Here is a 20,374-nt window from a genome sequence, read left to right on the forward strand (position 1 = left end):
GGCCTGCGTCATGGATGCAGGCTGAACGCGGTAAGGGGTGTGCTGCTGATGCTGTTTCTGGTGCTGTTGAGCCTGAACGCGCAGGCGCGGACGGTTACCGATATCGACGGCAATCAGGTTGATATTCCTGATAATCCGCAGCGCATCGTGCTGGGCGAAAGCCGCATGCTCTACACACTGGCAATGCTGGAGCCGGGCGATCCTGTCCGGCGGATTGTCGGCTGGCCGCTCGATCTGAAGAAATACGACAGCCAGATTTGGCAGATATTTGCGCAGAAATTCCCTGATATGCTGGCGATCCCGTCGCTGGGGCTGGGCGGAACAAATGATATGAATCCGGAGAAGGTGCTGGCGCTCAAACCGGATCTGGTCATTCTGCCGAGCCTTGCGCGCTACGACGATGCCGATTTACGGCTGAAAGCGATGCTCGACGCCGCGCATATTCCGGTGGTGAAAATTGATCTGCGTGTTCATCTGCTGAAAAACACCACGCGCAGTGTGGCTATCCTCGGTGAAGTGCTTAACCAGACCGCGCGGGCGCAGGCTTTCAATCAGTTTTATGATGCACATATGCAGGTCATTCATGATCGCCTTGCCGCGTACCGGGGGCCAAAGCCGACGGTGCTGCTTCAGTTACATCTGGGGCGCCGCAATGAATGCTGCGTGACGGCGGTGAAGGGAAGTCTGGGCGAACTGCTGAGCTTTGCCGGAGGAGATAACATCGCCAGCAAAACGGTGCAGGGTGTTTTCGGAAGGCTGAATGAGGAAATGGTGATCATGGCGCAGCCCGAGGTATATATCGCCACCGGCGCGGGCGCGGCTGAGGATCAGAATGATTTGAAACTCGGCCCGGCCATCACGCCCGACATGGCGCTGCAAAGCCTGCGTGAGTTAACCGCCAGACAAAACGGACTGCGTGAACTGAAAGCGTTACATCATGGCCGCACCGGCATTTTATGGCAGAATTTCTATCTCAGCCCGTGGCATGTTGCGGCGACAGAGTTTATGGCCAAAACCCTTTACCCCGATTTGTTTGCGGATATCGAACCGGAAGACACCCTGAAACAGATTTTCCATGATTATCTGCCGATACCTTATAGCGGTACGTTTATGGCTACCGGAGGAAGTACGCCATAAACAGGTCTGGCAAAGGTGTGCATCTCCGTGGGGCATTTAAATTTAGCGACTAAAAATTCTGTCAAGGATAGGTAGTTATTGTTTCAGCGGCTTACCGTGTTCATCAACAACGCGTTCACCATCTTCTTTGGTGAACGCACCGCGTTGCACATTAGTCAAAATATCCAGAACTACCTCTGAAGGTCTGCATAATCGGGTGCCCAGAGGGGTAACGACAATTGGCCGGTTAATGAGAACAGGATGTTGCAACATCAAATCAAGCAATTGGTCATCACTGAAAGAATCGTTTGCCAACCCTAATTGCTCATAAGGTTCGACATTTTTGCGTAACAGAGCCCGAACAGTGATCCCCATATCTGCAATCAGCTTTATAAGTTCCTCGCGGGATGGCGGTGTTTCCAGATACAGAATAATCGTGGGCTCAGTCCCGCTGTTGCGGATCATTTCAAGGGTATTACGTGACGTACCGCAGGCCGGGTTGTGGTAAATGGTAATGTTGCTCATATCAGTATCTCATTACAAAGTGAAAGACAGACGAAGCGCCAGTGCTGCCAGCGTGACAAACAGCACGGGTATTGTCATGACAATGCCAACCCGGAAGTAATATCCCCAGGTTATTTTGATATTTTTTTGCGACAGAACGTGCAGCCACAGCAAGGTTGCCAGACTGCCGATAGGAGTAATTTTAGGTCCCAGATCACTGCCGATGACGTTGGCATAAATCATTGCTTTTTTAATAATACCGGTTGCAGTACTGCCATCAATCGACAGCGCCCCGACCAGCACAGTCGGCATATTATTCATGACAGAAGAGAGGAATGCTGTCAGGAAGCCGGTACCCAGCGTTGCTGCCCACAATCCTTGCTCAGCCAGTTGATTCAGCAAGGAAGACAGAGAGTCGGTCAGTCCGGCATTTCGTAATCCGTAGACCACCAGATACATACCCAGCGAGAAGATAACGATTTGCCAGGGCGCACCACGTAACACCTTGCCTGTGTTTATGGCATGACCTTTCTTCGCCACAGCAAACAGCAGCAGGGCACCCGCGGCCGCAACCAGACTGACCGGTACGCCCAGCGGCTCCAGTCCGAAGAACCCCACCAAAAGCAACACCAGAACCAGCCAGCCGGTTTTAAAGGTATTCACATCACGAATGGCGTCTTTCGGTTCTTTCAGCAGGGAAACGTCATAAACGGCGGGAATGTCTTTGCGGAAAAACAAATGCAGCATCACCAGCGTAGCCACAATGGCCGCAATATTAACGGGGAACATCACCGCTGCATATTCAGAAAAACCAAGCTTAAAGAAATCTGCCGAGACGATGTTCACCAGATTCGAGACAATCAGCGGCAGGCTGGCTGTATCGGCGATAAACCCTGCGGCCATGACAAACGCTAATGTTGCCCCCCGGCTGAATCCCAGCGCAAGCAGCATTGCAATAACGATAGGCGTCAGGATCAGTGCGGCACCATCGTTGGCAAAAAGTGCCGCGACCATCGCGCCAAGCAGAACAATCCAGGTAAATAGCAGCCGGCCCCGGCCATTTCCCCAACGGGCAACATGCAATGCGGCCCATTCAAAGAAGCCGGATTCATCGAGCAGAAGACTGATGATGATCACGGCAATAAAGGTGGCGGTTGCATTCCACACAATCTGCCAGACCACCGGAATATCCCCGAGATGAACGACACCCGTCAGCAAAGCCAGAATTGCGCCTGATGAGGCACTCCAGCCAATCCCCAGCCCTCTGGGTTGCCAGATAACCAGGATGAGCGTGAATAAAAAGATAGCACCAGCAAGTAACATCAGAAGCTCCATTCACATTCATTTAATCATATATATTCAGCAGGAGACTGATGCCGCGCTACTGAGCTTATTGCGTATATTGTCGCGCTCACAGTTCCAGGCTGTATCAATAATATCCGCAGCCCAGGCGGGCATATGTGGTGACAGTCGGTAATGCACCCATTTTCCTTCGCGGCGGTCGATGACCAACCCGGCTTCACGTAAGAGCGCCATGTGGCGTGAAATTTTGGGCTGAGACTCTGCTGTTGCACCACAGATGTCACAGACGCACATTTCACCAGACTCCCTGAGGAGCAGCACAATAGTCGAACGCGTTTCGTCGGCGAGCAGTTTAAAAAGCTGAACAGGTTGTAACATGCGTGACCCCGATAAAAAATAACAATACATATGATATTTCATATGTGAAGGCTTTTAAAGCAAAGCTTACAAGAAAGCCATCAGGAACTTAGCCGTTACAATATCTGTCAAGGTTAAGTAGAAGTGTCCGTGGTGGGGCAAAATTAAACGTCCCCATTGTGTTGCATCCATCGGTTGTACTTACAGCCAAAAGCGGACGTTTGAGAGACATGCATCCAACTCCATTTTCGCTTCTTCTCACCTTTGAGTGCTGGAGCCGCGCAATACTACATGTAGAATATTATGATTTTAAATCAATAAGTTGATTTGTTTTTTGTCTGTGGAATGGATAAGAAATGCTGATAACCATATGAAACATTTTAATAATGACCGAATGTGATGCGATTGGTAATGACCTTTATTTAGGGATGAGATATAACGTGCTTCGAAAATAATTAACATTCTCATAACGTTGTAAAGGTTAAGCAAATGAAGCAAGTTGGCATTGTTGGTTGGCGAGGAATGGTAGGTTCTGTTTTGCTACAGCGTATGGCCGAAGAGAGCGACTTTGACGATATTTCTGCGCATTTTTACAGCACTTCCAGTGCAGGGTCCGCCGGTCCTGTGATTGATGGCGTCAGCTATACACTCAAAGATGCTAATTCCATTAGCGCCCTGGCCGAAATGGACATCATCATAACCTGTCAGGGCGGGGATTTTACCAAAGCAATATATCCTGCTTTGATTAACCATGGCTGGGAAGGCTACTGGATTGACGCGGCCTCAGCGCTGCGGATGGATGAAAAAGCCTGCATTATTCTCGATCCCGTCAACCGCACAAATATTGACCGCGCAGTGAAAGAGGGAATTAAACTTTTTGTCGGTGGCAACTGTTCGATAACGCTAAGTCTTATGGGGCTGGCCGGGCTGATAAAGGCTAACCTGATCGAATGGATGAGTGTGATGACCTATCAGTCTGCATCCGGTGCGGGTGCTAAATATGTTCGGGAATTAATCGCTCAAAGCGCTTAAATAAGTAAACATTTATCCACCGATGAACTGGCATCATCAGGTTCAGTGCTTCCTTTAGTCAATAAAGTGAGTGAGCTAATTAACAGTGCTGACATGCCAATTCAGAATTTCGGTGCGCCTTTAATGGGAAGCATCATTCCATGGATTGACAGCGATTTAGGGGATGGGAATAGTCGCGAAGAATGGAAAGGTGAGGCAGAAACGAACAAAATTCTTGGTCTTTATCCCGGTACGATCCCGGTAAATGGTTTATGTATACGGGTCGGCGTGATCCGATGCCATAGTGCTGCAATTACCCTGAAGCTCAAACGTGAAGTCAGTGAAGCAGAATTTGCAGAGCTAGTTACGCATTCCCACCCCTGGGTTAGCTATGTGGCAAATAACAAGGAAGAGAGTGTCAGTAAATTGACCCCCGCATACATTAGCGGTTCTCTCCAGGTAGGTATCGGTCGCTACAAGAAAATGGCGCTCAACAATGAGCCTATCTATTCGGTTCTGACAGTAGGCGATCAGCTATTGTGGGGAGCGGCGGAACCTCTGCGTCGCATGTTGAATATTCTTCTTGGCAGAGTTTGATTCATTTTATAACGGGCCCGAATTAAATTTCGGGCCGATTAGATAAATCTACCGAATTGTGAACCAGCCTGTCGTTTCCTCAATTACGCGCCAGAGTTTCTGGGGAGCGGACATTACAACTTAGCCTCTACAATTGCTGTCAAGGCTCAACAGAAATGTCTAATCACTGGCTCGTTAGAAATGTCTATATATTGAACTCACAGCCAGAAGCAGACTTTAAGTTGCTCATATTTTGTCCTATTTATGTCGACCACTTGAGTGCCTGCAGGAATTAAGGTGACATCCCGCCTGCATGTAGACACAGGTGGATCGGCGAGGTAATGTCTTTAAGGGGATCATTTAGCTTTTATTTGACAGTATCTTGAGGGAATTAGAGTGCGCGTTAAATCGATTAAGCTTACCAATTTCAAGAAATTCAAAGATGAACATCTTGAGTTCAACGATGACGTAAATATCTTTGTAGGTGATAACAACGCTGGTAAAAGTACAATTCTGGAAGCCTTGGAGATGGTTCTCAATTACAACTATCGTGGCCGTCCCTTCAACACCGAGTTAACACCTGACATTTTCAATAAGGATGCAGTCCAGCAATTCTTGGCTTCAGACAAGTCAGCCAAGCATCTGCCTAGCTTGACGATCGAGGCATTCATCGATGGAGTGCCAGAATATCGAGGGGTGAACAACTTCTTGAAAGTCGATGCTCAGGGGATCACGGTACAAGTGCGCTTCGATGCTACGCTTGAGGACGTGTATGTCGACTACCTGAAGACAAACCCTAACATTACGAGCATTCCGATCGAGTTCTACAAGCTGGAGTGGTTAGATTTCGGATGGAACCCCATTAAGGCTGTAGCCAAGAAATTCAGGTCGTTGTACATCGACCCAACACGCATCCACCCGACTTTGGGCAAGAATCAGTACATCTCGACCATCCTAAACACTGCGTTGAACAAAGAGGAACTGGTTAAGCTGACTCTCAATTATCGCGAGAATCAGCAGGTGTTCAACAACTCGGGTGAGGTCAAGATGGTTAACACTGGCCTAGATACAGACCACTTGATCACAGACAAAAAACTCTCCATTGCCGCAAGTACCTTACCTGCCGGATCTATTCAAACCAGTCTTCAACTTGAGGTAGATGACGTACCTTTCCAGTTCATCGGCAAGGGTGAACAGAGTAATGTGCAGATCAAACTCGCAATTCAGAACAAATCGAAGGATATCGATTTGGTGATGATGGAGGAGCCCGAAAACCACCTTTCGCACACCAACCTTAATAAGCTGGTGCACTACATCGAGATGCAACGGGGCACCAAGCAGCTCTTCCTTACAACTCACAGCTCGTATGTGCTCAACAAGCTGAGCATTGATAAAATCTGCCTTGTCCAGTCGGGATATAAGCGCCTTCATCAGCTTGATCCTGCAGTCGTCAAAACCCTTAAGCGATTGCCGGGCTATGATACCTTGCGTGTAGCATTGTCGCGTAATGTGATCTTGGTAGAGGGACCGTCGGACGAGCTGGTACTCAAGAAGATCTACCACCGCAAACACGGCCGACTGCCTGAGCAGGATGGAATCGATATCATTGTGGTGCGCGGAGTCGGGTTCGATACTTTCATCTCTGTGGGCATGGAGATCGGTACCAGTATCAACGTGCTCCGGGATAACGATGGAGCCTATGATGAGAACGTCGCGAAGGCCCGTGACACCTATGCGGCCTATCCCAATATCAAGCTCATCTCCTCTGAGAATGATGAGGAGTTTTCGCTTGAGCCCGCGATGATTTATGCCAATGCAATTGACCTAAAAACGTTGAATGCTTTCGCTGAGGAGGTGTTATCCAAGCAGACCTACAACCTCTACTCGAAGTTTGCCGACTTGAACAAACGGCGCGAATTTCTTATCGAGTGGTTCCGAAGCGTTAAGGGAAACGGTAAGGGCGCTCGCAAAGTCGATTCGGCTATCAAGCTGTTTGATGGGAACCTAGATTTCAAGTATCCGGCCTTCCTCGATGAGGTGTTCAACTTTGGCTAATGAATTCTGGATCGCCGGTGCAGGATCAGGCAAAACCTATAAAATCATCCAGGATGCCATTAAGGTGATAGAGGCGGGTGGCCGTGTATTGGTAGTTACCTACACGACGAACAACCAAGCCGAGCTCCGTTCTCGTTTCGTGGAGCTATATGGCAAAAGCAGTGATGATTTTGTCGTCAAAGGCTTGTTTTCCTTTTATCTGGAAGACTTAGTAAGACCCTACCAAAATGTCGTGTTCCCTGAGCGCATTACCACTATAGCGTTCACAGAGCATAACCCTCATCTGATGCCGGGTACGAAGAATTGGTATCCCAATAGGGGAGAGAAAATTGGTGGCACGTTAAACCCACTCCATTATCTGACCCCTTGCAAGACAAAAGCATACACCGGCCTACTAGCTAAGCTGGCTACTAGGATCGCCAGCATGACAAAGAATGCACCAGCCAAGAGGTTGAAAGATATCTATTATCGGGTCTTTTTCGATGAGGTTCAGGATTTAGTTGGTTGGGATTACGATGTTATCAAAGCGCTAAGTAAGATAATGTCTGACTCGATTTGCTGTGTCGGCGATTTCCGTCAAACGATTTACACGACTACGTTCGGTCATAAGGCACCGCATACTCCTGCGCAAAAGATCCAATATTTTCAGAAGATAAATTTTGAGCAGCGTTCGCTGCCGAGAAACCGTAGATGCATTCAAAAAATCTGTGATCTGTCCGATACGATTCATCCCGGTCTCTATGAAAAGACACTGTCAGAGGTGGAAAATGTTCCTGATGAGGTGGCCCATCACTACGGTGCGTTCGTCATCAAGTCTTCACAGGTGAGCGATTATCTCGCTACGTTCAAACCTCAGGTTTTGCGATGGTCATCGTCCATGGGTAGAGCCTATTTGCCGCCTGGTCTGGGCTGTCACACCTTCGGTTCCAGTAAAGGTCTCGGTTTCGATCGTGTCCTGATTATTTCACCGGAGAAACATCTCAAGTATCTAGGTGGCGACCTCAGGGTTTTCGACAAAGATAAAACGGAGGAGTCAAGAAACAAGCTGTACGTGGCCATAACCCGAGCTCGTTACAGCCTGGCGTTTGTCGTTGAGGAAGAGCATCTTACAAATATTAAGCTGCCGCATTGGGTTAGACCTGTGTAAGTCGATGCTAACGTCTAACCATTTAACTTCCGCTTGTCGCTCACAGCGAACCTTCTGCTCAGTTAGTTCGGCCGCTTCGTGCCAGGAGCGGACGTTAGCCATAGTGCATAATGTGGTGATTAGATCCAGATATGGGAAACTATTACTTTTAAAGTCCGACATTCTTGATTAGATTGCTTAATCTAAGTGACCGTGCATTTTTATTAGTCTACTACTGTTCAACGTACAAGCGCATTCTGTCACATAAAGGCGGGCTATTAAGCCCACAAACAATTGATACTTAGGTACTTGTATGAAACTAAAAAAAATGCTTGAAATGGATTTTATTAAAGAGTTTCAAGAGCACCTAGAAACTGACTTTGAGTATGAACTCTTACATGCCAGTCTTCGCAACTATTGTTCTCATGGCAATCCTCTGCGCTTCAACAACTTTGCATTTGCAATACGTGAGCTAATAAATCATGTGCTGAAACGATTGGCACCAAATGACAGAGTTATGGCGTCTCCATGGTTCACTAAAAACAAAAATAACGCCACCGTCACCCGTAAACAGCAAGCTAAATACATTGCCCAGAAGCATATACCCGATCAACTTCTTGATGACGCAGCTATCGAAAGCCTAGATGATGGTATAGCATGGTTTAATAAAAACTATTCTTCGTTAAACGATTACACCCATGTTAGCGAACATTCATTTGATAGTAATCCTAAGCAGTTTTTTGAGAGTGCTAAACTGCTAATCGAGCTGTGTAACAAAATATTTGATACCTTCGATGAACTTGAGCGTGTTATTACCGAATCAATAATCGAGGAAGTTCAGAATGAAGTTACTGATATCACGATGAATAATATTCCTGACGAACTGGATATATTATCTTCACAGACAGCTGTTAATTGGTGCAATGTTGAATCTGTTGAGTTGCTGAATCTTGAAGAAGATTATATTTATCTTTTGGTACGCGGAACAGTGGAAATTACTAGGCAATATGGGCGTGGAGAGGATTACTTCGCACAGGAAGATTCATATCCCTTCAAGTTCGCTGTCTCTATTCGCACTGATAATTTCAATGTGATAGCACCATTAATTAACACTGTAGTAGTGGATACAGGCTCATGGTATGACGATGGCGAAGGGTCCGCTCAATATGACACGATTCATACAACCAGAAGCTTTTTGGAGAACATCTCACATATAAATATCAAACCAAAAACAAAGAGAAGATTGTTTCCTGAGCTTAGTACAGTAGTAGCGTTAGACATTCATGAAAGTGAAAATATATCAGAATCGGTCGTACCAGAAATATTCCCTCTAAATCAAGGACGCTTCGATTTAACTGAGTTTTAGGGTTGTTCATGGAAAGAGCGGAGGTGTCGAATAAGATGTATAGTTTACAAAAAATGCCTGCTGAAGCATTTAAGATATTTGCAATGTCATTACCACATGGGCCTAATTATGGTAATGCAGAATTCCTTTCCGCTTGGTCAAATGAAAAAGGGCTTGGATATGGTGCAGTCCTTCAATTCAGCAAAAAATCATATGGACTTGTCGTGCTCAGGCGACGAGAAGATTACGTGCTGGTACCTATCGAGCATAAGATGTTTTTTACAGAGCAGGAGGCATTAGCGCATCTTGATAAGCACCTTTCAGTCGGAGATGATTTATTACCCATTCCATCTGGACAATCACGTAGAGCCCGACTGGATCAGGTTGGTGAGCGGGATATTTGTGATGCGTTTATACAATTATCGTCCACGATAAAGTATCGAGGGGCGTTTCATTTAATTGCCGAGCTCTATCTGGCATTACCAAAACCTGATGATAATTTCATAACCGATCTCCAGACCCAAGGTTTCAACTCTAGAATCTGGGAGCTATACCTTTTCGCATGTTTTAAAGAACAAGGGATTAAATTTTTCCAAGATTACCCATCTCCGGATTTTATGCTTATGTGCGGTAATAATAAAGCATATGTTGAGGCAGTCACCGCGAATCCTACTGGTCCGGGCAGCCTGAAGTTGCCTCAAACACAATTCCCCCCTGGAGATCGATTAGCTCGCACAGCAGGTGATATGGCCGCACGGTTCGCTAAGACCCTCAGGTCTAAACTCCAGAGAGAATATGAAGAACTACCGCAAGTTAAAGGGTTGCCATTTGCAATCGCAATAGCAGATTTTAGCGGTGGAGGTTCTATGGTCTGGTCTCGCGAGTCACTCCCAACCTATCTGTATGGGCAAACCGCACATACAGTCAAAACGTCCAAAGGTATGAAGGCTGCTGCATTATCTATTGAACGGCTTATAGGACATGAGCATATTCAGGCAGGACTATTTAACGATCCAGAGATGGCAAATTTATCTGCTATCTTGTTTAGTAATTCTGGAACATTGCCAAAATTCCAACGAATGGCAATCCAAGCTGAATTTACCTCACCAACTGTGAAAGCCCGCAGAATTGGAATTTTATTTGATAGGACTGAAGGGGCCTTGGAATCAATTGACTTCGACCTAGATATTCAATCGCCTGAATATACTAATCTTTGCGGCGGCAAAGAATTTTGGTGTTTTGAACTTGAAGTATTTCATAACCCCAATGCTGCTTATCCGATGTCCCATGATTTCCTACCAGGGGCAACACATTGGTTTGAACACAATGGAGAGATCATCTGTAAGACCCAATGGAAAAACCAAGTGCTTGCATCAGAAACCGAGTTTCGTATTGTTCCATATATCGCTGACAAACTCAAAGGCAAGTAAAAGTTGTGATTGTTTGGTGCAAGGATATTCTCGAAAGAAGAAAATTGACAAGAGTTAAAGCTAATAATGAAGGGGGTAATTTGAATCGCCACGGGTTTAACAGACACCTCAGAGTCATTTATGGACTGACCCCATATGAATGGCCGTATTCGCGGACGTGGTTGCAAGTCTGCTCGTGGTAGTAAACGTGCTGCGCCTGTAGCGTAAGTAACCGGCTCAGTTGCACATCAGGTCTGTCGGGCAGCGTCCGCTCCTCGCTCAAAGCTGCCAGTCAGTTACTTCTTGGTCAGAAATGGCTGTCTGTCCAGGTGCGCGGGGAGTTAAAGGCGGATCACCAGTAGCCTAACCCTGTCATCATTAGCCAGGCAGAGAATCCTACTGCAAATGTCCCGCCAGCGATGTAGAAGAACACATTTACATAAAATCCGATATCGCCACGATAATAGTAGTCTTTCTCCGAGGTGCCTTTCCGTGTTTCTATAATCAAACCGGCCTGATAACCCCTGATTCCGTGAAGCAGCATCCATATAGCCATGATGAAAATCATGCATGCGACGGCTAATACTTTATATTCCAATGCACATGTCCTTATGTTGTTGGACAGAATGGGCTGTCTGTCCAGAGGGTGGAGAAGGTCAACGCTGAGAGGGCCGGAACTATCTGTCCCAGAAATTCCAAGGTGGGTTCCAGTAAAATTTAAAAACCATCACCAGATACAGGCCCAATACCGACGAAATCAGTATGAGCAGTTTACCGATGCCGCTTTGATAGTGCAGCAAGCCGCTAATCAGGCTAGCGGCGGCGATAATTAATACAGCGGCATGGAAGAGAACAGCCTCACCTAGTCCTTTAAAATCAATACTTGATAACATTTTTGCATCCTTTCCCTGTGATTCGCGCTCACCATTATGAGCAAATTGTGCGGCCTGTCCAGGGTGGCGCAGATTTTGCTGTAATGGCTCTGATCTGCATGGAAGTGGTTATGTCTGGTCAAGATTTCCTTAAGAGTGGTTCACTGGACAGAATAGTGGTTCACTGGACAGAATTACGGTTTTGTCCATTACTGCATTTGTCCCGCCCAGGTATGCCAGTCATCAATGCTCGCTTTGTGCCAGAAGCGGAAGTTATTAGTGTAATTCAAGGGGATTAAAGTATTGCGGAAATGAATTCTGTTAGTATGTTTGAACTGTGTAATTAGAACGCATTTGTTTTATGTGCGGGTAAAAACATTTATAATACAATCAAAACGTTAGCGCTAGTATTTGTGATGCTGAAGTTGCATTATTAATAGTGCTAACATTGAAGAAATCATAGGAACTCTAGTGATACACCCTGAAATTACATCTCTATTCAAATACTGCCCTATCGGTAAGAATCAATTGAGTGCTCTTGCACAGCAGAAAATCTGGTACTCAAAACCGGCAGGATTTAATGATCCTTTTGACACCCAATTTAGTGTAAGAGGAAAGAAGCATGTGTTCGAACAGGAAAGGGACTCTCAAAAATTATCTGCGATTTTTGGTGGAGATATGTCTGATATGATGGTTTACAATAAACGCTCCCTCAATGTACTTTTGGCGAGCTTTAAAAGCGGTATAGAAAAGTTAGGTATTCTTTCATTAGCAAGCAGTAACAATAACTTACTGATGTGGTCGCATTATGCTTCTGAGCATAAAGGTATGTGCCTAGAGTTTGAACGCATCTTCAGTACAGCCTTAGCAGATGATAAAAAAACCAAGCCTATGAATTACAATGATAATTACCCTTCGATACAAGCGAATTCAATTTTAAATGAAGTTGATACGTTATCCAATAAAATTAGAATATTACACTCAAAATCTAAACATTGGGAATACGAACAGGAGTGGAGGCATATAGTTGAGCAAGGTAATGCGTTGCATCCATGGCCCGCAGCATTAACTTCTGTCTATTTCGGATGCAAGGCAGACATGTCAGATATTCATTTGGTAAAAAGCATCATTGCTGACTCAAATATTAAATACTACAAAGGCAATTTGTACAGCGATAGATTCGAAATTTATTTTCAACAGATATAACTACTTAAAAACATCTAGCGAGGTGTTTTTGCGAAACGACGGTTGTAATCGTACATGAACTCTTCGACAAATGCGTTCGCAGCGTCCATGGAGCTGATGCCCTGGAGCCTGAGTTCCTTGACCAGCCGGCCCTGAAGCATCAGGTGCGCCCGTTGCACTGGTTCCTGAACAAATGGTCTGAATGTTCAGTTCATGCATCGCACGGCCAAACTGGATATCCCCGTCGTCGCCGGTTGCATTTTTATTGTTGGGGATAAGTGTCTAGTCAGTTGGTCCGAGCCTGAATTCGACTTTATTTGACCGTGGAAAAAGTAAGACTACATGTGGTTATAGAACGGCCCTAATTAAATTTCGGGCCGCTTAGATAAATTTAACGAATAGTGAACCAGCCTGTCGTTTCCTCAATTACGCGCCAGAGTTTCTGGGGTATAGCAAGTTGCTCTACGTCTGATGCAGCAATATTGAGAGCAATTTTTCCTTCAGCTTTACCCTCTGCAAACTTAACCCAGTCTGGGTTCATCACCATACCCTGACCTACGGCAGTCAAAGATACCCCTGCTTTAACAGCATCCTCGGCTTGCTCTGGTGTTCGCAACTGTCCGGCAACAATCAGAGGTATACTTCCAGCAAGGTGATCGCGCACGATTTCGATGACTTTGAGGCCATTCGGTGCATCAACGGGTCTGGCTTCAAGTGCATTACCGAGTGATACATGAAGATAATCAATACCCTCATCGATCAGGCGGTCAACCAGCTGAAGCGACTCATCAATGCGCAACCCATCTTCGTAATGCTCATCCAGTGAAATGCGGTATCCTATCAGGAAGGGATTGGCTGCATGCTCAGCAATCGTTTTACGCACACTCTCGATGACGCTGAGTGGGAAACGCATACGGTTTTCAAGAGAGCCGCCCCATTGGTCGTCTCTTCGGTTGGAATGAGGTGAGAAAAAGTTCTGAAGTAAAAAACCATGAGCACCATGTAACTCAACGCCATTAAACCCTGCTTCTATGGCACGGCGAGTTGCTTCACCGAAAGCCTGAATAACCGTTTCGACTTCAGTGCATGTAAGTTCGCGAGGGGTCACGGAAGGTGCGAAAGGCCCTGCATCACCGGGAACAGCGCTTGCAGCTACGATATCTGAAACCAGTTCAGGACTCGTTTTCACACCTGCATGGAAAATTTGTAAGATTGCCGGTGCTCCACCGCTTTTTGCCGCCGCCGCAAGACGCTTTAAACCGGGAATAAATTTGTCGTCATATGCAGCAAATTCCCCCGAAAATCCGATGCCATTTTCCTGAACATGAGTACAACCGGTAATCACCAACCCAATATCCTGAACACGTCGACGATAATAAGCTTCTTCATCAAGCGATACTGTGCCGTCATCATTACCCGCCCACGTCGTCATGGGTGCCATAACAATACGGTTGCGCAGAGTCACACCTTTACCGAGTGTAAATTTTTCAAGAAGTGGATTTTTTTTCATGGATAGTTATACCTAAATGAGATTCTTTTTGAAGAAAGGAGCCAGCTTACTCGCGGCAACCGTTGCACCCTGACCATCATATAGATCCATGTGCGTCGCACCCGGGATGATATGCAGCGTTTTTTGAACAGAAGCAGCAGTTTTGTGTAATTCCTGGCTGTGCCAGAGCGAACCTGCTTTGCTACCGGCTACAATCAGAAGCGGCTGTGTTAAATAGACATCCGCCCCTTCAAACCCAGTGAAAGACGCCAGCGTACTGATACTTGTCATCAGCATTTGATTCGTGGAAGTCGAATATTTTCCGCGTTCGGTCAGATAGTAGTCCGCAGCTTCCTGAAGATCTTTTGGTGCACTGGTATCACCCAATTTGGGTACATAGTTAACATAAACCGGTGCGCCGCCCGCTGCTTCTGCTGTACGCTGTTTAGCAACAGCATCCAGAGTCGCAATGAGTTCAGATTCAGATGTTGTTCCATCCCAGCCTTTACGGGTCGCCGCTCCGACATCCACGGCACTGACTGTTGCCAGCGCTTTGATTCGACGTTCCGTCATCGACGCTTTAACCGTGATACCACTACCTGCACAAACACCTAATGCGCCAATGCGATTATTATCGACATAAGGGAGAGTCGTCAGGTAATCGACTGCGCTATAGAAATCGACAACGCGTTTCATGGGATCATCGACAAAGCGCGGTAATCCGCCACTGGCCCCCTGATGGGAGGCATCAAACGCCAGAGTGACAAATCCTTCTTTAGCCAGTTTTAGGGCATAAAGGCCAGCTGTCTGTTCCTTAACGCCACCACCTGGGTGGACAACGACAATAGCAGCGTATTGACGGTTTTCACTGAAATCCGGAGGGACGTAGACGTTTCCGGACATCATTATTTCATTGTTCCGGAACAGGACGCTGCTGACTGTGACGCCATCTACGTGTGTCGTGGTGCCAGATGTACGAGGGGTAGGTGAGAGCAGGGCTGAAGCATGACCCGCCATCAGAAATCCTGCGGAGGCCACTGAGCTTGTCAGGATAAAATTTCGGCGGCTTAATCCACCTGTTTTATTACTCATAGCGAGACTCCTTCATTGACATGATGGCGGCCCTGGCCGCTGAATGAATACAGATTGTTTCAGAGGCCATCTTAATCTCTTTAGTATTCAGAAATTAGATGCTTAATTTCGCATGGGCTTAGAAGGATATTTTCTTAATTGGATGATAAGAAACTAAGTTTGATATGGAACGGGATAAACAGCGTTCAAAGGTTATGGGATGCGGAGTGCTTCGAGCACAAGTGCAAATGCCGGAGAATGTTGCAGACGGCTGGGGTAGTAAAGATGGTAGGGAGGACGCGGTGGACACCAGTCAGTCAGCACCTGGACTAACATTCCGTTTTCAAGGTAATTCTCCACAGTATCTAGCGGCAGATAAGCAAGCCCCAGCCCATCAAGGGCGGCCTGACTCATCATATTTATTGTGCTGAAAGTCGCTCGTCCGTCAATTCGCACCTTAATTTCAGTCTCATCCTTGCGAAACTCCCAGGTATAGAATCCTCCATGAGTGGGCAGGCGTAATCTGATACAGCTATGGTCGTTTAAATCACGAGGCGTTCCTGGGAATGTCTTCCCCATGAAATAAGAGGGCGCTCCGACCACTGCAAAACGGAAGTCTCTGGCAAGAGGTAGGGAAATCATATCCATATCAACCTGTTCGCCTAACCGAACTCCGGCATCATAACGCTCAGCGACAATATCTTTGAGTCCGTACTCGCTGATAATTTCAATATTGATATCGGGATATTCAAGCATCACAGGAGCGAGTTTAGGCCAGAGTATTGTATCGGCGGCGTGTTCAACGGTAGTAATGCGCACAGTACCGGCTGGTTTTTCTCGCAATCCGCTCAGCGCAGCTATTTCACTTTCAATTTCGTCAAAATGGGGTCCTATACGGGAAAGTAGCCGCTCGCCAGCTTCCGTCACAGAAACGCTACGAGTGGTGCGTGTAAGAAGACGAAGACCAAGGTCTGCTTCAAGAGTCCTCACCGTGTAGCTCAACGCCGACTGTGAGACACCTAACTGAGCGGCCGCTTTTGTGAAGCTTTTTTCCCGGGCTACTGCGATAAAAGCTTGATAATCGTTAATATTTTTACGGCGCATTTATTAAACCAATTTCTAAGTGAGGCATCATTAGAGGCATTAACAAAATAATGCGAATAAAGGCACTTTGTCCATCATTAATGCCTGACAAATAATGTTGGAGTCCTTAATAGTTGACTATCTCGCCGTAACTGCCCCATCTGGTATAATAAAATAATCAAATGGAGGGTTTCATATGACTATGAAAGTTTTTTCCCCCTCGATTCCCATCTCTCAGCCATGCGATCTCTGGAGCGTTGTCGGCCTGGAAGCGAAGGGGGGCATAACGCTGATAAATAAAATTAATCTGGGACTGGAAGGGGAGGTCGCAAAGCGCATTTCTGCCTGGGCGCATATTACACCGACCGAATTGCGGAAAATGTCGGGAATTCCCAACACCTCGTTTAACCGCAGCATTAAGGGGCGGTTTACATCCGAACAGAGCGAACGGCTCTTCCGCGTCATCCGAGTTTTGAGCCGTGCAGTTGAATTGTTCGAAGGAGACAAGAACGCTGCCCAACAATGGCTAAACGAGAAGAACCGAGTCCTGATCTGGCAAAAGCCAGCTGATGTACTGGCGTCAGAAACTGGGGGGCTGGAGGTGATGCGTCTCATCACACGTATTGAGCATGGCGTCTATTCGTGATTCTCTACAGGCTGACCAAAAGGCGCCCAGCCCACTCTAGCTAGGTCTGGGGTGGGTGCGAAAGAAGCCGGTGGCAGGTCTATCCACTGCCCTGAGGGATGTAATAAGGTGGCGTGACCATGACACGAACAACTTGCATATACTACACGCCGGAAAAAAAGACGATTAATACTTTACCGGCCATTCATCTCGATGTTTGTTGCCATAATTTCTCAGCAAGCATCAATTGCCTTACAGTTTCAACTGAGATGTTGATGCTGTGAGAAGTGACCAGCATTCTTTGTGCCTGTGTCGGGCCCATACTCTGGCACTCAGTTTTCAGAAAATGAATAACGCGGGCTTTAAGCTCTGCCTGAAGTCGGTGATTACTGGGTTTTCCACGCCGCTGGCTGACTAACCCGGCTGGCCCTGCCTGTAGGTATTGCGCAATCAGACGGCGGCAGTGACGTGGAGTTATCTCCATTGACGCAGCCGCATCCGTCAGACTTAATTCACTGGCCAGCACAGCTTCAATGAGTTCCACCCGGTGGCGTTCCCGGAAAGTCATCATCACTTTTTCATCTGTTTCTGGCATATTCGGCCTCGTTTTCAGGATTTTTTACTCGTTGTTGCTCGTTTGTCTCGGTTCATCTTTTACCAAAAATGGCCTCCGAGCTGCCCTGAAGCTTTAACATGGCTTCAAGCATGTCATCTTCGTTCAGTGAACGCTGAGATTTGTTAATGCTTGGTGCATGCCGTCTGCGGGAAGGTTCATCGCCAGCAGGTACCGACTGTGAACGGTTATTGTCACGTTTTCTCTGGACCTGCCTGGCAACGTCCAGCACATGGCCCAGTCTTTTATTATCTACAATCGCGACGGGGTCAACTTCTGACAACCGGTCATAGGTGGAATAGGGGAGCAGCACATCATTCAGGCGCAGTTCCTTATGCCCGTCAGGATAATGCCAGACATCGATATACTTACCGATGGCCCGACGGCTGTACTCACTGTCTTCAATCAGATAAAGCACTTTATCGTACTGTACTGTAAGGTTTTTTGAAACCCGCCGGGGCTCGCGCCAGGTAAATTCCGCATCAAGATCATCAGTTAATGCCAGTGGCCGGTGCGCATTAAAATCATGCCGTGGGGCTTTGGCAAATCGCCGGTTGTAATCGGTCATGTATTCTTCGGCAAATGCATTTGCCGCTTCTATCGTACTGATCCCCTTTAGCCTGAGCTCCTTAACCAGCCGGTCCTGAAGTGTCAGATGGGCGCGTTCAACGCGGCCTTTTGCCTGACTGGTTTCCGCGCACAGAGGGGTGATATTAAGGCAACGCATGGCCCTGGCAAACTGGGTTTCACCGGGCCCCGTGGTGGCGTGCTTATTATTGACTCTGAATACGCTGGCTTTATCGCTGTAGAGGATCATGGGTTTACCGTATTTCTCGATATAGCCACGTGTCGCTTCAAAATAGGTAAATGTGGATTCTGATTTCACAAACAACAAGTGCATCAGGCGGCTGGTCGCATCGTCAACATAGACCAGTGCTGTACAGGGCCGACCCCGGTTTTCAAACCAGTGATGGTCGCAGCCGTCAATCTGGATCAGCTCGCCGGTACAGGGACGTCGGTAAGTAAGCGTACGCCGAGAACCGTATTGACGATGAAGGTTATTCCGCAGGTAGTGTGACGCGCCACGGTAGCAGTTCGTTGACCCGGTTTATCGGCCAGTCCGCGATAATATCAAGAACATGGTGAAGGTAGCGCTCCGGATCCACTCCGTTCAGTTTGCACGTCCCGATCAGACTGTACAGCAACGCACCACGTTCACCACCGTGGTCCGAACCGAAGAACAGGAAGTTTTTTCGACCCAGACTGACCATACGCAGGGCGTTTTCGGCGAGGTTGTTATCCGCTTCTGCCCAGCCGTCTTCTGCATAATACGCCAGTGCTGGCCACTGGTTCAGGGCGTAAGCGAACGCCTTTGCCAGCTCTGAGTGTCGGGACAAGGTTTTCATCTTTTCACGCAGCCAGCTTTCCAGTGATGTCAGCAGTGGTTTCGTTTTTAGCTGCCGTTCGGCAAGGCGCTGTTCTGCTGGCATTCCCCTTATGCCAGCCTCGATGGCGTAAAACTGTCCGATACGCTTCAGAGCTTCATCTGTTGTTGCCGATGGCGTCCGAACGTGAACATCGTGGATTTTGCGACGGGCATGAGCCCAGCAGGCAGCTTCCTTTATATGGCCAGCGCGGTACAGCTCGTTGAACCCGGCATATGCATCTGCCTGCAGCACTCCGCTAAAGCCGGCAAGATGTGTCTGCGGGTGGAGTCCTTTTCTGTCGGGGCTGTAAGCGAACCACACTGCAGGCGGCAGCGCTGACCCTGCGTTACGATCATCACGTACGTATGTCCACAACCGCCCGGTTTTCGTCTTTTTATTGCCCGGCAATAGCACTGGAACCGGCGTATCATCAGCGTGGAGTTTTCCATCGGTCAGTACGTAGTCCTGAAGGGCTTCGTTCAGCGGTGACAACAACCGGCAGCATGCATCCACCCAGCCCGACAGCACAGAGCGACTCAGTATCACACCCTGGCGGGCATAGATCTCTGACTGCCGATACAGTGGCGTGTGCTCTGCATATTTTGATGCCAGTACGCGCGACAGCAGCCCAGGTCCGGCTATGCCCCGCTCTATGGGACGCGAAGGTGCGGGCGCCTGAACGATAACATCGCATTTTGTGCAGGCGTGCTTTTCCCGTACCGTGCGGATAACCCGGAACGCGCTGCGCATCAGCTCCAGTTGTTCGGCTGCGTTTTCACCAAGGTAAGTCAGCGACCCACCACAACCCGGGCAGCAGGGCTCAGTTGGCAACAGACGCTTTTCATCACGAGGAAGTGATTCAGGGAACGGTTTCCGGGTGCGGGTCTGGCGAAGTGACCGCTGAACCGCAGGGTCATCAACCCGGCCTGTGAGAACGTCACTTTCCTTCTGAAGCCTGTTCAGGTCAGTTTCCATCTGTGTGATACGGCGGGATATTTATTCTGAGCGGCTGCCGAAGTTCATGCGGCGAAGTGTATCCAGTTGTGCCTGCAGATAGTCTATTTCGCGTTCACGGGAAGCCAGCTTTTCCTGCAAGACCTGTAACAGCACCTCCTGTTCGGCCAGGCGCTGTTTCAGTAGAAGGATATCGTCAGAAGAGGTGTCGTTCATAACCCTGTATTTTACCAGGGTTATTGTGCAACAACCAG

General features: G+C 47.6%; 16 protein-coding genes and 4 pseudogenes. 8 read left to right on the plus strand and 12 right to left on the minus strand.

Translation table 11 applies throughout. The annotated features are described in order from the left end of the window. Nucleotides 1-48: 48 nt before the first annotated feature. A complete protein-coding gene (locus J9880_RS21910) occupies nucleotides 49-1,137 on the plus strand; it encodes an ABC transporter substrate-binding protein (protein ID WP_232770907.1) in 1,089 nt (362 codons plus the stop codon). Nucleotides 1,138-1,212: 75 nt separating this feature from the next. On the opposite strand, the gene arsC is transcribed toward J9880_RS21910, so the two are convergent. Genes arsC through J9880_RS21925 form a run of 3 tightly spaced genes read right to left on the minus strand, consistent with a single transcriptional unit; the run spans nucleotide 1,213 to nucleotide 3,300 of the window. Then, nucleotides 1,213-1,641 carry a glutaredoxin-dependent arsenate reductase gene (arsC, locus tag J9880_RS21915; protein ID WP_095925716.1) on the minus strand — a complete coding sequence of 143 codons (429 nt, stop codon included), beginning with the start codon at nucleotides 1,639-1,641 and terminating at the stop codon, nucleotides 1,213-1,215. Nucleotides 1,642-1,653: 12 nt separating this feature from the next. After that, on the minus strand, nucleotides 1,654-2,943 hold the full coding sequence (locus J9880_RS21920; RefSeq protein ID WP_232770758.1) for an arsenic transporter: 1,290 nt from the start codon (nucleotides 2,941-2,943) through the stop codon (nucleotides 1,654-1,656). Nucleotides 2,944-2,979: 36 nt separating this feature from the next. Then, nucleotides 2,980-3,300 carry a transcriptional regulator gene (locus J9880_RS21925; RefSeq protein WP_195817782.1) on the minus strand — a complete coding sequence of 107 codons (321 nt, stop codon included), beginning with the start codon at nucleotides 3,298-3,300 and terminating at the stop codon, nucleotides 2,980-2,982. Between the two features lie 468 nt (nucleotides 3,301-3,768). Here J9880_RS21925 and asd point away from each other — a divergent pair. From asd to J9880_RS21950, 5 genes and pseudogenes are all read left to right on the plus strand, one after another. Further along, nucleotides 3,769-4,887, plus strand: a pseudogene (asd, locus tag J9880_RS21930) (aspartate-semialdehyde dehydrogenase). 375 nt (nucleotides 4,888-5,262) lie between these two features. Next, nucleotides 5,263-6,921, plus strand: a complete 1,659-nt coding sequence (locus J9880_RS21935; RefSeq protein WP_232770759.1) for an ATP-dependent nuclease — start codon at nucleotides 5,263-5,265, stop codon at nucleotides 6,919-6,921. Next, entirely contained in the window at nucleotides 6,914-8,068 is a 1,155-nt protein-coding gene (locus tag J9880_RS21940; protein WP_232770760.1) for a UvrD-helicase domain-containing protein, read from the plus strand. The genes J9880_RS21935 and J9880_RS21940 overlap by 8 nt, the downstream gene beginning before the upstream one ends. 292 nt (nucleotides 8,069-8,360) lie before the next feature. After that, on the plus strand, nucleotides 8,361-9,413 hold the full coding sequence (locus tag J9880_RS21945; RefSeq protein ID WP_232770762.1) for a pPIWI-associating nuclease domain-containing protein: 1,053 nt from the start codon (nucleotides 8,361-8,363) through the stop codon (nucleotides 9,411-9,413). A gap of 35 nt (nucleotides 9,414-9,448) precedes the next feature. Then, the gene (locus J9880_RS21950; RefSeq protein ID WP_232770763.1) at nucleotides 9,449-10,822 is read left to right on the plus strand and encodes a hypothetical protein; all 1,374 of its coding nucleotides are present in this window, start codon (nucleotides 9,449-9,451) and stop codon (nucleotides 10,820-10,822) included. A gap of 331 nt (nucleotides 10,823-11,153) precedes the next feature. Here the strand turns inward: J9880_RS21950 and J9880_RS21955 are convergent, their stop codons facing one another. Next, entirely contained in the window at nucleotides 11,154-11,399 is a 246-nt protein-coding gene (locus tag J9880_RS21955) for a hypothetical protein (protein WP_232770765.1), read from the minus strand. A 79-nt stretch (nucleotides 11,400-11,478) separates the two neighbouring features. After that, a complete protein-coding gene (locus J9880_RS21960; RefSeq protein ID WP_001515316.1) occupies nucleotides 11,479-11,694 on the minus strand; it encodes a hypothetical protein in 216 nt (71 codons plus the stop codon). A gap of 450 nt (nucleotides 11,695-12,144) precedes the next feature. On the opposite strand from J9880_RS21960, the gene J9880_RS21965 reads away from it, so the two are divergent. Continuing rightward, nucleotides 12,145-12,879 (plus strand): DUF2971 domain-containing protein, encoded by a 735-nt coding sequence (locus J9880_RS21965; RefSeq protein WP_001515315.1) that lies wholly within the window; start codon nucleotides 12,145-12,147, stop codon nucleotides 12,877-12,879. A gap of 17 nt (nucleotides 12,880-12,896) precedes the next feature. Here J9880_RS21965 and J9880_RS21970 read toward each other — a convergent pair. The 4 genes and pseudogenes from J9880_RS21970 to J9880_RS21985 form a co-directional block, all read right to left on the minus strand. After that, nucleotides 12,897-13,128 (minus strand): annotated as a pseudogene (locus J9880_RS21970) (ISNCY family transposase); the annotation flags it as partial. A 121-nt stretch (nucleotides 13,129-13,249) separates the two neighbouring features. Next, the gene (locus J9880_RS21975) at nucleotides 13,250-14,368 is read right to left on the minus strand and encodes an NADH-dependent flavin oxidoreductase (protein WP_232770766.1); all 1,119 of its coding nucleotides are present in this window, start codon (nucleotides 14,366-14,368) and stop codon (nucleotides 13,250-13,252) included. 12 nt (nucleotides 14,369-14,380) lie between these two features. Continuing rightward, nucleotides 14,381-15,439, minus strand: coding sequence for an alpha/beta hydrolase (locus tag J9880_RS21980; RefSeq protein ID WP_232770768.1), 1,059 nt, complete (start codon nucleotides 15,437-15,439; stop codon nucleotides 14,381-14,383). Nucleotides 15,440-15,631: 192 nt separating this feature from the next. After that, a complete protein-coding gene (locus tag J9880_RS21985; RefSeq protein WP_001515312.1) occupies nucleotides 15,632-16,522 on the minus strand; it encodes a LysR family transcriptional regulator in 891 nt (296 codons plus the stop codon). A 175-nt stretch (nucleotides 16,523-16,697) separates the two neighbouring features. Here J9880_RS21985 and parS point away from each other — a divergent pair, with 175 nt between their 5' ends. Beyond that, on the plus strand, nucleotides 16,698-17,147 hold the full coding sequence (gene parS / locus J9880_RS21990; protein WP_232770769.1) for a type II RES/Xre toxin-antitoxin system antitoxin: 450 nt from the start codon (nucleotides 16,698-16,700) through the stop codon (nucleotides 17,145-17,147). 184 nt (nucleotides 17,148-17,331) lie between these two features. Here parS and J9880_RS21995 read toward each other — a convergent pair whose 3' ends face one another. From J9880_RS21995 to tnpC, 3 genes and pseudogenes are all read right to left on the minus strand, one after another. Beyond that, nucleotides 17,332-17,721, minus strand: a complete 390-nt coding sequence (locus J9880_RS21995; protein ID WP_001515310.1) for a helix-turn-helix domain-containing protein — start codon at nucleotides 17,719-17,721, stop codon at nucleotides 17,332-17,334. Between the two features lie 52 nt (nucleotides 17,722-17,773). Further along, nucleotides 17,774-18,760, minus strand: a pseudogene (locus tag J9880_RS22000) (ISNCY family transposase); the annotation flags it as partial. A gap of 37 nt (nucleotides 18,761-18,797) precedes the next feature. Then, a pseudogene (tnpC, locus tag J9880_RS22005) lies at nucleotides 18,798-20,336 on the minus strand (IS66 family transposase). Between the last annotated feature and the right edge of the window lie 38 nt (nucleotides 20,337-20,374).

It is taken from the genome of Rahnella victoriana, from assembly GCF_021276285.1.
Lineage (GTDB): Bacteria > Pseudomonadota > Gammaproteobacteria > Enterobacterales > Enterobacteriaceae > Rahnella > Rahnella victoriana.

Excerpts from the sequence above, each read along its gene's own strand:
- J9880_RS21910 (WP_232770907.1), top strand. The coding sequence starts at position 49 with ATGCTGTTTCTGGTGCTGTTGAGCCTGAACGCGCAGGCGCGGACGGTT.
- arsC (WP_095925716.1), bottom strand. The coding sequence starts at position 1,641 with ATGAGCAACATTACCATTTACCACAACCCGGCCTGCGGTACGTCACGT.
- J9880_RS21920 (WP_232770758.1), bottom strand. The coding sequence starts at position 2,943 with ATGTTACTTGCTGGTGCTATCTTTTTATTCACGCTCATCCTGGTTATC.
- J9880_RS21925 (WP_195817782.1), bottom strand. The coding sequence starts at position 3,300 with ATGTTACAACCTGTTCAGCTTTTTAAACTGCTCGCCGACGAAACGCGT.
- J9880_RS21945 (WP_232770762.1), top strand. The coding sequence starts at position 8,361 with ATGAAACTAAAAAAAATGCTTGAAATGGATTTTATTAAAGAGTTTCAA.
- J9880_RS21950 (WP_232770763.1), top strand. The coding sequence starts at position 9,449 with ATGTATAGTTTACAAAAAATGCCTGCTGAAGCATTTAAGATATTTGCA.
- J9880_RS21960 (WP_001515316.1), bottom strand. The coding sequence starts at position 11,694 with ATGTTATCAAGTATTGATTTTAAAGGACTAGGTGAGGCTGTTCTCTTC.
- J9880_RS21975 (WP_232770766.1), bottom strand. The coding sequence starts at position 14,368 with ATGAAAAAAAATCCACTTCTTGAAAAATTTACACTCGGTAAAGGTGTG.
- J9880_RS21980 (WP_232770768.1), bottom strand. The coding sequence starts at position 15,439 with ATGAGTAATAAAACAGGTGGATTAAGCCGCCGAAATTTTATCCTGACA.
- J9880_RS21985 (WP_001515312.1), bottom strand. The coding sequence starts at position 16,522 with ATGCGCCGTAAAAATATTAACGATTATCAAGCTTTTATCGCAGTAGCC.
- parS (WP_232770769.1), top strand. The coding sequence starts at position 16,698 with ATGACTATGAAAGTTTTTTCCCCCTCGATTCCCATCTCTCAGCCATGC.
- J9880_RS21995 (WP_001515310.1), bottom strand. The coding sequence starts at position 17,721 with ATGCCAGAAACAGATGAAAAAGTGATGATGACTTTCCGGGAACGCCAC.